The sequence below is a fragment of the bacterium genome, assembly GCA_019695305.1.
Lineage (GTDB): Bacteria > UBA10199 > UBA10199 > UBA10199 > JAIBAG01 > JAIBAG01.
The window spans coordinates 1-10,551 of record JAIBAG010000046.1 but is presented as its reverse complement, the minus strand read 5'-3'; the positions used below and the strand labels follow the sequence as shown (position 1 = coordinate 10,551).

The following is a 10,551-nucleotide window of genomic DNA, read 5'->3' as shown; positions in this document are numbered from 1 at the left end:
TTGAAAATAAACCCAGCGCATAACCCGTTCTGACGCAAAACCCGCGCCACTTCGCCTTGGCTCAGTGTCACGTCTTTTGCTCCCTGCCCCGCAACGCGGGGCAACAGGCCCGCCCGTTCCTCGCCTCCGAATTTTCAATCTTAAACCTGGGCCTACATTAAACCCCAATCAAACAGGCAAACAGAGCCCTAAATGGGCTCTGGCAAACTGTGCGATAGTATAACGACCAGGTTTTCTTCGATTTTCCTCGCTTGACAGACCTAAAACTATATTCGTATAGGCGAATATATAAATGCCCACAGCCAATGTAAATTTAATGTTTCGTGCCTTTTCGGATGAGACTCGTTTGCGTATTTTAAATCTCCTTCAACAAGGGGAACTTTGCGTGGGTGATATTGTCACTATCTTGGGACTGCCTCAGCCAACCGTTTCGCGTCATCTGCTTTATTTAAAGCGCGCCTTGCTGGTGCAAACGCGGAATAACGGTTTGTGGATGTTTTATAGTTTAGCCAAACCCAAGGGTGCTTTTCACAAAAAACTGCTGGAATGCCTAAAGTCGTGTTTTGAAGACGTTCCAGCCATGAATAAAGATGAACGTAAAGCCAGAAAAATCAAAAAATCAGGTGGGTGTTGCTAAGAGTTTAGTGGCCGAAATTCTGGGAACCGCTTTCTTACTCTGTACCGTCGTGGGTTCCGGCATTATGGGCGAGCAATTATCCGGCGGCAATACGGCTATTGCCTTGTTGGCCAATAGCCTTGCTACCGGTACGGCATTAGTAGCTCTCATTTTAATATTTGCACCGCTTTCGGGGGCACATTTTAATCCGGTGGTAACATTATCAACCGTTATGAACGGGGAATTATCAGTATCACGCGCCTTTGCTTATGTTGTGTCGCAAATCACAGGAGCTTTTATAGGTGTATGGGCCGCACATTTTATGTTTGCTCAACCTATTATCATGGTTTCACAACACATCCGTACCGGAAGTGCGCAATGGGTGAGTGAAGGCATTGCTACCTTCGGTTTATTAGCGGTAATTCATGGGTGTAAACGCTACAGCATTCCGGTTATTGCTTCTGCTGTTGGTGCCTACATTACCGCCGCTTACTGGTTTACCTCGTCCACATCATTTGCAAACCCCGCTGTGACGCTGGCGCGCTCGTTTACGGATACTTTTTCGGGTATTCGCCCTGTAGATGTTCCTCAGTTTATTATTTCTCAAGTGGTGGCGGCAATCTTAGCAACAATCTTATTTAGATGGTTGGGAAAGGAAGAGGAGCTATGAGAAAAGATGATATTTTAGTTTTGTGTACTCATAATGCGGCACGAAGCCAGATGGCGGAAGGCTTTCTTAAACATGATGTAGGCGATCATTTCAATATTTACAGTGCAGGACTCACCCCGACACAAGTGCATCCTTTTGCTATTCAGGTTATGGATGAGGTTGGAATTGATATCCGTAATCAATCCTCTAAAGGACTAAATGCTTTTTTAGGAAAAATGACTTTTCGCTATGTTATTAGTGTATGCGATCAGACGAGTGCAGAATGTCCCCGATTGTTTCCGGGGACACTGCATGTTTTATCTTGGCCTTTTGATGATCCATCCGCCTTTAAAGGCACAAATGAGGAGATATTAGAAAAATTCAGATCTGTAAGAGACCAAATTAGAAAAAGGATTAAAGAATGGCTTCTGGAAATCAAAAAATAATTCTTTTTGCCTGTGTGCATAATGCAGGACGTTCGCAGATGGCGGCGGCGTTTTTTAATCAGTTGGCAAATCCTTCCAAAGCCATTGGAATTTCGGCTGGAACACAGCCGGGAACTGGTATTCATCCGGTAGTAATGGATGTGATGAAAGACGCAGGGGTTGATCTCTCTCAGGCTAAGCCCCAATTACTCACCGATGAACTGGCTCGCTCGGCCTCTCTTTTAATTACGATGGGATGCGGGGAAGCATGCCCCGTTGTGCCGGGTTTAAAACGGGATGACTGGCCGCTAAAAGACCCAAAGGGACTCCCTTTAGATGAAGTAAAAATCATCCGCGATGAAATTCGTTTAAAAGTAGAGGTCTTAATTAAAAAAGAAAAATGGGATTAATTTTTTCTCAAAGACTGATTGAGAATCTGATACGCCCCGTGTAACGCAAGGCCCGCTAGAATTGCCGCGACAATAACATCGGGCCATACAGTGACAGTGGCAAAAACTCCAACAGCGGCAATCATGACGGCAATATTGCCAAGAGCATCATTTCTACTGCAAATCCAAACGGAGCGCATATTGATATCTCCTTCGCGATATTTGTAGAGCAGTAAGGCGCAAAGTACATTCACTCCTAGTGCCACTAAACTGACCCATCCCATAATATCCGCTTCGGGGATTTTTTGATTGACGGCATGATGCAAGGTTTCAAAAGCCGCCCAAAGGCCGGTTACGGCGAGAGATACTCCTTTAATAGTAGAAGCTTTACGTTTTGAAGCATCGCTTCCAGCAATAACAAATAAAGTAATCCCATAATTGACGGCATCTGCTAGAAAATCGGCTGAATTTGCCAGAAGAGATGCGGATGATGCCGCCATGCTGGATATAGCCTGCACAAAAAACATAAGCGCATTGGCTAAAAAACAAATCCAAAGAATTTTACGGTATGTTTTTGATAAATGCGCCTCACCGGAAGAACAACCGTCATTGCAAGTAGCACTCATGCTCTACGACCTTTCAAAGGGTGATCTTCTAGCATGAGATAAACCGTTGGCAAGACAATCAGTGTCAACATTGTTGAAGAAATAATCCCTCCGATCACAACGGCAGCCAGAGGTTTTTGCACTTCCGATCCGATCCCATGCGAGAGCATCATGGGTAAAAATCCAAAGATATCCACGAGGGCCGTCATCAATACCGGGCGTAAGCGCAACATGGAGCCGCGCAAGACGAGTTCGCGGCCTGAATGACCTTCGGATTTGAGTTGGTTAAAGTAACTGATCAAAACGACACCATTTAAAATGGCGATGCCGGAAAGCGCGATGAACCCTATGGCCGCCGAAATGCTGAAGGTAAGTCCGTTAATAACGAGCCCTAAAGCACCACCCACCAGGGCCAATGGAATGCCGCTAAAAATAAGTAGCGTTTGGCGCACATCGCGGAAGACCGCATAAATCATCATGAAAACGAGACACAAAACGATGGGAGTTAAAACCAAGAGGCGGCCTCTGGCCTGCTCCAGGTTTTTAAAGTTCCCACCCCATTCAAAATATGAACCTTCGGAAAGTTTAATCTGGGAATCCAGGGTTTTTTTGGCTTCTTCAACAAAGCTTTGAGTATCTCGTCCGCGAGGATTGATGAGAACGGCCGCACGGCGTTTGCCATTTTCGCGGATGATCGTGCCAAAACCCTCGTCAAATTGGATGTCTGCCAGATCTTTGAGCTTGAGTGTAAGGTTTGGCCCCACTTCAACGGGAATATTTTTAAGCGTCTCCAGATCGGAACGGTCTTTCTCGCTTAATCGAATCATGATGGGAAAGCGGCGTACGCCCTCAAAAAGGAAACCCGCTTCTTTTCCTCCCACCGCCGTGCTAACGGCATCCAATACCACATCCGACCCTACTCCCAGTTGCAATAACTGTTCGTTATGAGGGTTGATTTTAAGAACCGGCGAGGTATCGGACATTTCGGCCTCTACATCTCCCGCACCAGGAACTTCTTTGAGAAGCTCTTCGGCCTTTTCTGAATTTTCCAAAAGACTTTTTAAATCATCGCTGAAAATTTTAAGCGAAATATCCGCGCGTGTACCCTCCAATAGTTCATTAAACCGCATCTGGATGGGTTGGCTTAAGATGGATTCCTGATCGGGCACGTTTTCATTGAGCTTGGCGAGCATAGCCTCTACCAATTCATCTTTAGTTCTCTTGTGCTCGTCAATTTTAGGCCAATCCTTCGTATCTTTAAACATGATAAAGGTATCGGCCTGATGAATACCCATGGGATCGGTGGCGGCTTCGGCTGTGCCTAAGCGTGAGAAGGTATTGTTGACTTCAGGAAAAGATTTGATAATTGCCTCCGATTGCTCCTGCATGGTGATGGCCTTGTCGATGCCGATATTTACATCGCGCACAAACATGATAACTTGTGAGCCTTCATTAAGCTGGGGCAAAAACTCGGATCCCATCCGTATAAAAAGGATGAGGCCTAAAACCACCGATAATCCTGCCAGCACGAGTGTATTCCGGCGATTACCTAATGATTTTTGGAGGGCCGGTTGGTATATTTTTTTAAAAAACCGCATGAGCTTGGGTTCTTTGTCCTTGATATTGCCTCGTAGAACAAGACTTGCCAAAGCGGGAGCCACGGTAAAAGAAAAAACGAGCGCGCCCAATAGGGCAAAACTGAATGTCGCTGCCATGGGCTTGAACATTTTGCCTTCAATTCCCGTTAGCGCAAAAATAGGCAAAAAGACGGCCAAGATGATGAGCTGGCCAAAGCCCGAGGCTTCGCGCATTTCGATCGTGGCTGAGGTGATGGTTTCATCCAGTTCCGTTTTGGTGAGAGAGCGCCCCAGCGAATGAGTGCGGTCGTGAATTTTACGCACGCAATTTTCCAACACAATTACAGCGGCATCCACAATGATGCCAAAATCAAGGGCTCCCAAGCTCATCAAATTGCCCGAGATACCTTGCCAGTTCATCATGAGAAAAGTGAAAAAAAGAGAAAGCGGAATTATCGCGGCTGTTACGGCGGCGGCTCTTAAATTGCCAACCAGAAGGAGTAAAATCACCACTACGAGTGCCGCTCCCATCATAAGGTTATGTAAAACCGTATTGAGCGTAGCATTAACCAGCTTGGAGCGGTTATGAAGCGTATCGATATGGATGCCGGGTGGCAGGATTTTTTTAATCTCCTCAATTTTTTCATCCACTGCAACGGCAACCTCCCGGCTGTTTTCACCCGAAAGTAATAGTGCCGTTCCCATAATGGCTTCTTGCCCATCCACCAGAGCGGCACCTGTACGCAGGGGAGCCGCTAGAGAGACTTGTGCCACGTCTCCAATAGTGATGGTTTGTAGGGTTTCAAGCGATTTGATGGGAACACGTTTGATGTCATCCGCTGTCTGAAAAAGCCCGATGGCCTGGACTAAAAATTGTTTACCTTCCTGCTGAATGTATCCGCCGCCCACATTTTTGTTGCTTTTTTCCAAGGCCATTTCAATTTCATCAAAACCCAAACCAAATTGGGCCATTTTGGCAACATCAGGCTGAATATGATATTGCTTCTCATATCCGCCGTTGGTATCCACGCTGGCCACGCCTTTAACCGTCATTAAACGAGGACGCACTACCCATTCTTGAACTGCTCTTAACTCCATCAATTGCCGGATACGTTCTTCCCCGGTGGCTCTTTGATCCGCTTCAACGGTGTAAAAATAAATTTCCCCCAATCCTGTTGTAATAGGACCCAGATGAGGCTGGGCTCCAGGGGGCAAATCACCCATAACGGATTGCAGACGTTCGGAAACCTGTTGCCGGGCTTTGTAGATATCAACACCGTCTTCAAAGTTAATGACCACTTGTGACAAACCGAACTTGGTAAGCGAACGCACATGAGTGACACCCGCAATACCGCTCATGGCCGTTTCGACGGGAACGGTGATGTAGCGTTCGGTTTCCTCGGGCGCAAGTCCCTCAACCAACGTATTCACCGCCACCTGGGTATTCGTGATATCGGGAAGCGCGTCGATGGAGAGCCTTTTAAAAGCAGACCATCCGGCAATGACGAAAAGAAAAGCGAAAACCAAAACAAGGTTTTTGTTTTTAACTGAAAATTGAATAATTTTATTCACCATAATAGTTCTCCAAAATTAGATTTTTGCACCGGCCCATGTACCGTCCAGAATGTAAAGCCGCCAGAGAGCATTAATAGCTGTCAGCTCCTGTGCATTAAGAGATTGAGTAACTTCAAAAATCTGGCGGTGGGTTTCAATAACAAGCGAACTGGAAACAAGGCCGTTTTCATAATAATTTTCCATATTTTTGTGCTCGTTTTGCAGGGCGCCATTTGAATGAATCCGGCCAAGGGATTGCAATGCGGAATGATAAGTTGAAAGCAACTGTGTGCGTTCGTTTTCTTTTTTAGTAACCGTTAATTGATAAGCCAGCTTGGCACGATAGGCATCCTGTTTGGCATAACTGACATTGCCACCATTAAAACTGAAAATAGGAAGAGCTAATGTGACGTTAACCCCTGAGGCCTTGTTGTTTCCAGGAATTCCCGTTTGGTTGGTAAAGGAAGGCCCCACTTTAAAGTCGGGCCATATATTGCTTTTGGCCAGCTTTAAATTGGCTTGGGTGATGGCTTGATCGGCCTGAGCTTTGGCCAACTCGGCATTTTGAAGTGTATCGGTATCGTCATTTAATTTAGGCCAGCTATTTTTGGAAGTTGGGAGATATTTTTGGATTGTAGAAATGGGTAAACTTGTGGCTAGCTCCAAAAATTTTTGAAGTTCCGTTTGTTCCTGCGTAAGTTGGGCCTTTTTAATTTTAAAATCATCTAATGATAATTTAAAAACTGTGGAGGACACTTCTTGTTCGGGGGCCAACTTGGGGCGTGATTTGAAATGTTCGATGGTGTGCTGAAAGGTGCCGATGCCTTCATTAATGGCAACCATTTCGGAGCGGATTTGCCGCAAGCGGTAAAGGGCTAAAACCGTATTGAGCGCTGTCAACTCTTTGGATTCCAAAACCTGTGCCTGCGTAAAGCCAGCCGTAGCTTTGGCTTGTTTGATGCGATTTTTGCGTTTACCTCCCAATTCGATATTTTGACTGATATTGATTTCGGTATTGACCACCGAATCGGAATTACTGTGTCCGGAGAGAACTTTAGTTTCTACCTCGGGATTGGGCAATTGCTTGGCTATTTTTTTGAGTGCTTCATCACGCTTTAAGGACGCTTCGGCGATTTGAACCTCGGGGTGGTGGCTGACGGCACAATTCAAAATATCCTGTGATGATTTAACTGTTGCACAAATATCATCCTGAGCCTCACTTGTTTGAATTTGTAAAAAAAAAGTTAACACCACACATGCTATGGACGTAAAATAATATCGGAAAGGGTTCATTATGACTTCTCCTTTTTATTTTTCGGTTGAACCGGACAAGGATGCCACTTTTTTGTATGTGTATAGCACATGATCGGTTTGTCTTGTTGAAGCGTATCCCCAGGTTCTTGTTGTGTCGTTTCGGAAGTGTCTATTGTTTTTTGTTTTTTTTGTTTGGCGTTTGCTACACCTGAAACCAGTAGACATAAAATACCTAAAAATATAATTTTTATTTTCATAAAATTCTCCTAAGAGTATTAAGGATACAACTAAAGAAGCTAGCCAAAAAGGTAGCCCCGGAATGTAACGGTAAAAATAAATACTAAGAAATAATCGATGCAGCTTAAGCGATAGGAGGACGTTCGATGCGGGTGGGGAAAATTTCTCCCGTAAAAATGAAAGAAGAAAAATAAACGGCGGCGGCTGTTGGTTGCTGCCGATTTAAAACAACAACATATTGCGGAAACGCCATGGTATGCAGGGTTGCACACGGGGCACAACATTGCTCGTTGCAGGAAGAGGCTGATTCGGATTCGCCGGGACAATGGAAAAATTCTTCCGTTAAAGCTGTGGCAAAGCTAAGGAAAAGAAAGAAGCTTAAAAAAGGCAAAATAGACCGAAAACGCAACATCTGGGCATAATAAGGGGAAATTAGGAGATTATGCAAACTAAAATTTAGAAATGTGAGAGTTTGCCTATTTTAAAAAATTGAAGAAAAAGACATTTCCCATTTTGGTATGCCTTGATTTTCAAGATAAACCCGAAATCTCATAGGAATATCGGGATTTCTTTCTGTAAGAGGAATTTCAACAATAATCATAGGAGAGAGTAATGCTTGTTTAAATGAATAAGTAATTAAGTCTTCTACAAAGTTTAATAAATGATTAGAAATAAAAGGAAGGTATTTACTTAAGGGTTTCTGGTCAAAGGTTGGTTCCTGAACAGCTAATTTAGATGCGCCTAAAATATACTGCATATTGGGGAAAGTCCATCCGCTATGCTCTTGAGCATTTCTTGAATCTACAAGATTTTGTGCCCATATAAGACGAACTTGTTTAAGATAATTTGCTAATTCATAATTTTTTTGATTCACAAGATTCTCAATCCCTTTATTAAATTGAGAATCTTTTTGATATAAAAAGCCAATATCTACTCCAAAATATTTAGTAATTTTTTGAGTTTCTCTATAAGCAATAGTTGCATTATTTATAAACGATGAAAATTCTTTTGATAGAGTGGAATCAATACTTTCAGAAATTTGAAATCCGTTCCTTTGAAATGTAACAATTTTTCCTGCTTCAATTTTATCCTTATGAGCGATAAGTAAGTTTAAGATATTTTTTTGGGCAAGCCTTACGCTATCTAAAGCATCGAGAATTGGCTTATAATTATTATCGAAAATGGTCCGCTCTGCATCAATAGTATTTGATTGAGTCATGGCCCGTAACGCATGATCTCGTAATTCCAGTATACCGCACCACAATCTGGCATAATAAGGTTCGGAGCTACCTTCGTCAGCAATTTTTCGTATTTGAAACATATAAAGAAATAATGTCCGGTACCAATTTAATTGGTACCGGACAATTATATTTTTAAGCGGCTCTAACCGCGCAGGTCCAGTTAATATTATCTCCCTTATGGCGATTGTTCTGCCATTGTAATGGTTGCAAATTCGTTAATTCATCCCCTCCACCCTTTGCAACTGGCAGGATATGATCTATTTCCCAGCCATTACCATTATGCGTCCGATCGCCGTATTTATCCCTATGAATAAATGCGCCGCAGACATCCCTTCTAATTTTGGCAGGGTCGTACCCGCGTACTATTTCGCCTTTTTGCCATACAGCTTCAATTTCTGATGATGTAAAATTCGCGCCATCACGTTTTGTGTTTGGTGTTCTGTTAAACAACATATATCTCCTTTAATTAGACGAGTGCCTTATCGTTAAAAGACGCGGTACGCATTAAGGGCACACCACGACCAATAACAATTAGGAACTTTAAGTTAGTTGAGTCTAAACAAGGTAGCTCGTAGAAACCTGCTTTATTTAGTGCCCTACGCCTACGCAACTCCTCTAGCAACTTTCCCCGTTTCCAGGCGGCCAAGAGCTTTGCAGGTGGACGAGTACTCAGGGTCACATCCCCGAGTGTATGATGATAGTAGAGCTATCCCTTATAGATTTTCAATGAAAATATTTCATTTTTTTAAAAAAAGTTTGGTCTTGTCCGACAACTGTGTTGCATTTGTCATCACAAAAAAACAGTTTGCAATTTTACCTATGAGCGGTTCAAGATACGCTCCTGATTATGGCTTCAAAAGGTTCGCAGAAAAAAATAAGTAAACAGCAGGTCGTTAAAGGACTGGGAACAATATTTGGTAGCGGCTTGTTTCTGCTGTTAATAGGTTATTGGATACAAGATAAATCCCCGCAAATTACCGTCCGACAGTTTTACAATAGCGTTGAGCTCAAAAAAGCCATCCCCACCCAAGTAGGAAGCCTTTTAATCGATTACCAGCCTGCCACTCAACCGCTAATCAGTGAATATGTCGTACAAGTAACTAACGAAGGCCGAGGCCCGGAAGAAGATGTGCGTTTAGATATCCGTTTTGTAAATGACCTATCAATAAAGCAACCTAATGATAGCGAGCTAAGAATTTATCAGCCGGAAAGTGCGAGCTGGAATAACGGGAGTTATTTTGTAAATTTAAAGCAGTTTCCTAAAGATGCCTTTGCTCCTCTGAGCTTTGAAGTAACAGGCAGTCCGGCCAAGCTGTGCGAAACCAAAATTCGTATTGCTGGGAAGCAGAAAGAAGGAAAAGTGGAAGGATTGAAAGGATTGGCATGCGCTTTGTGAAATACATTTTGCTGTGCGCAATGCTGGTAACCGCATGGACGGCGAAGGCCGAAGAATGTGGTTTTGTGGATGGTGGTTATTGTGTGGATAAAGTTTTTAACGAGACGATGCGGGTTGTGAATGAATCGTCTTTTAAGGACAAGGCATCTCTGACAAGTGGGACAATTCTGACTGATCTGACGGGTGGGACATTGGTATACACAAATTATGACGCGCTTTGGAGCGGGATGCTTAAGGCTGGTGCGGTGACGGAAGAAGAAAAGAAAACTGCTTTTGATGAGGCTGGCAAAGCCGGAGGCACTAAGATTGCCGGGATTAATCTGGTGGTGCTGGGAGCGCGGACACTGCAGAAGCTGGTGGATTTGCAGATTTTAACTTTGGAAAACGCACAAAAGATTTTGAATGACGCTAAGGAGGGGAAATTATGAACTGGAAAGAAAAATTTAAAGACGTGCTTTCTCCTCTTTTGACTCTTTACACCATTACCTACATCGGCCTGATGCTGGTTGATTTTATTTTAAAGGAAAAGTTCGACATGCCCGGTGGGATGATGCCGGTTTATATTGCTCTTGTCGGTGCATACTCCGCCGAAAAAGAAATCAAACGCT

14 protein-coding genes are annotated in these 10,551 nt (G+C 43.6%); 7 read left to right on the top strand and 7 right to left on the bottom strand.

All coding sequences use genetic code 11. From position 1 onward, the window contains the following. The first annotated feature begins 292 nt into the window (after positions 1–292). The 4 genes from K1X76_12585 to K1X76_12570 are packed head-to-tail and all read left to right on the top strand — an operon-like array spanning position 293 to position 2,100. Positions 293–637: a metalloregulator ArsR/SmtB family transcription factor gene (locus K1X76_12585; protein ID MBX7149900.1), complete on the top strand. Its 345-nt coding sequence runs from the start codon at positions 293–295 to the stop codon at positions 635–637. Then, complete coding sequence (locus K1X76_12580; protein MBX7149899.1) at positions 591–1,286, top strand: aquaporin family protein; 696 nt, start codon at positions 591–593, stop codon at positions 1,284–1,286. Before K1X76_12585 ends, K1X76_12580 begins: the two co-directional genes overlap by 47 nt. After that, positions 1,283–1,711 (top strand): arsenate reductase ArsC, encoded by a 429-nt coding sequence (locus K1X76_12575; protein MBX7149898.1) that lies wholly within the window; start codon positions 1,283–1,285, stop codon positions 1,709–1,711. Before K1X76_12580 ends, K1X76_12575 begins: the two co-directional genes overlap by 4 nt. Further along, entirely contained in the window at positions 1,687–2,100 is a 414-nt protein-coding gene (locus tag K1X76_12570; protein ID MBX7149897.1) for an arsenate reductase ArsC, read from the top strand. Before K1X76_12575 ends, K1X76_12570 begins: the two co-directional genes overlap by 25 nt. Here K1X76_12570 and K1X76_12565 read toward each other — a convergent pair. The 7 genes from K1X76_12565 to K1X76_12535 all read right to left on the bottom strand — a co-directional run bounded on the left by K1X76_12565 (position 2,097) and on the right by K1X76_12535 (position 9,000). Then, entirely contained in the window at positions 2,097–2,705 is a 609-nt protein-coding gene (locus K1X76_12565) for a cation transporter (protein ID MBX7149896.1), read from the bottom strand. The two genes, K1X76_12570 and K1X76_12565, sit on opposite strands and share 4 nt — an antisense overlap. Then, positions 2,702–5,836: a CusA/CzcA family heavy metal efflux RND transporter gene (locus tag K1X76_12560; protein ID MBX7149895.1), complete on the bottom strand. Its 3,135-nt coding sequence runs from the start codon at positions 5,834–5,836 to the stop codon at positions 2,702–2,704. Before K1X76_12560 ends, K1X76_12565 begins: the two co-directional genes overlap by 4 nt. A 15-nt stretch (positions 5,837–5,851) precedes the next feature. Next, positions 5,852–7,108 carry a TolC family protein gene (locus K1X76_12555; GenBank protein ID MBX7149894.1) on the bottom strand — a complete coding sequence of 419 codons (1,257 nt, stop codon included), beginning with the start codon at positions 7,106–7,108 and terminating at the stop codon, positions 5,852–5,854. Next, positions 7,108–7,326: a hypothetical protein gene (locus K1X76_12550; GenBank protein ID MBX7149893.1), complete on the bottom strand. Its 219-nt coding sequence runs from the start codon at positions 7,324–7,326 to the stop codon at positions 7,108–7,110. The genes K1X76_12555 and K1X76_12550 overlap by 1 nt, the downstream gene beginning before the upstream one ends. Before the next feature lie 104 nt (positions 7,327–7,430). Next, positions 7,431–7,718, bottom strand: coding sequence for a hypothetical protein (locus K1X76_12545; GenBank protein MBX7149892.1), 288 nt, complete (start codon positions 7,716–7,718; stop codon positions 7,431–7,433). Between the two features lie 69 nt (positions 7,719–7,787). Further along, positions 7,788–8,525 carry a hypothetical protein gene (locus K1X76_12540; GenBank protein MBX7149891.1) on the bottom strand — a complete coding sequence of 246 codons (738 nt, stop codon included), beginning with the start codon at positions 8,523–8,525 and terminating at the stop codon, positions 7,788–7,790. Between the two features lie 154 nt (positions 8,526–8,679). Next, positions 8,680–9,000, bottom strand: coding sequence for an HNH endonuclease (locus K1X76_12535; GenBank protein ID MBX7149890.1), 321 nt, complete (start codon positions 8,998–9,000; stop codon positions 8,680–8,682). Positions 9,001–9,394: 394 nt separating this feature from the next. On the opposite strand from K1X76_12535, the gene K1X76_12530 reads away from it, so the two are divergent. The 3 genes from K1X76_12530 to K1X76_12520 all read left to right on the top strand — a co-directional run. Then, positions 9,395–9,943 carry a hypothetical protein gene (locus K1X76_12530; protein ID MBX7149889.1) on the top strand — a complete coding sequence of 183 codons (549 nt, stop codon included), beginning with the start codon at positions 9,395–9,397 and terminating at the stop codon, positions 9,941–9,943. Further along, positions 9,931–10,371, top strand: coding sequence for a hypothetical protein (locus tag K1X76_12525; protein MBX7149888.1), 441 nt, complete (start codon positions 9,931–9,933; stop codon positions 10,369–10,371). Before K1X76_12530 ends, K1X76_12525 begins: the two co-directional genes overlap by 13 nt. Next, positions 10,368–10,551: hypothetical protein (locus tag K1X76_12520; protein ID MBX7149887.1), on the top strand; the 184-nt coding region annotated here is incomplete at its 3' end. The genes K1X76_12525 and K1X76_12520, both read left to right, overlap by 4 nt.

Bases quoted from the DNA above. Each gene is read 5' to 3' on its own strand.
- K1X76_12535 (MBX7149890.1), bottom strand. From the start codon at position 9,000: ATGTTGTTTAACAGAACACCAAACACAAAACGTGATGGCGCGAATTTT.
- K1X76_12545 (MBX7149892.1), bottom strand. From the start codon at position 7,718: ATGTTGCGTTTTCGGTCTATTTTGCCTTTTTTAAGCTTCTTTCTTTTC.
- K1X76_12585 (MBX7149900.1), top strand. From the start codon at position 293: ATGCCCACAGCCAATGTAAATTTAATGTTTCGTGCCTTTTCGGATGAG.
- K1X76_12560 (MBX7149895.1), bottom strand. From the start codon at position 5,836: ATGGTGAATAAAATTATTCAATTTTCAGTTAAAAACAAAAACCTTGTT.
- K1X76_12550 (MBX7149893.1), bottom strand. From the start codon at position 7,326: ATGAAAATAAAAATTATATTTTTAGGTATTTTATGTCTACTGGTTTCA.
- K1X76_12575 (MBX7149898.1), top strand. From the start codon at position 1,283: ATGAGAAAAGATGATATTTTAGTTTTGTGTACTCATAATGCGGCACGA.
- K1X76_12530 (MBX7149889.1), top strand. From the start codon at position 9,395: ATGGCTTCAAAAGGTTCGCAGAAAAAAATAAGTAAACAGCAGGTCGTT.
- K1X76_12565 (MBX7149896.1), bottom strand. From the start codon at position 2,705: ATGAGTGCTACTTGCAATGACGGTTGTTCTTCCGGTGAGGCGCATTTA.
- K1X76_12570 (MBX7149897.1), top strand. From the start codon at position 1,687: ATGGCTTCTGGAAATCAAAAAATAATTCTTTTTGCCTGTGTGCATAAT.
- K1X76_12555 (MBX7149894.1), bottom strand. From the start codon at position 7,108: ATGAACCCTTTCCGATATTATTTTACGTCCATAGCATGTGTGGTGTTA.
- K1X76_12540 (MBX7149891.1), bottom strand. From the start codon at position 8,525: ATGACTCAATCAAATACTATTGATGCAGAGCGGACCATTTTCGATAAT.
- K1X76_12525 (MBX7149888.1), top strand. From the start codon at position 9,931: ATGCGCTTTGTGAAATACATTTTGCTGTGCGCAATGCTGGTAACCGCA.
- K1X76_12580 (MBX7149899.1), top strand. From the start codon at position 591: ATGAACGTAAAGCCAGAAAAATCAAAAAATCAGGTGGGTGTTGCTAAG.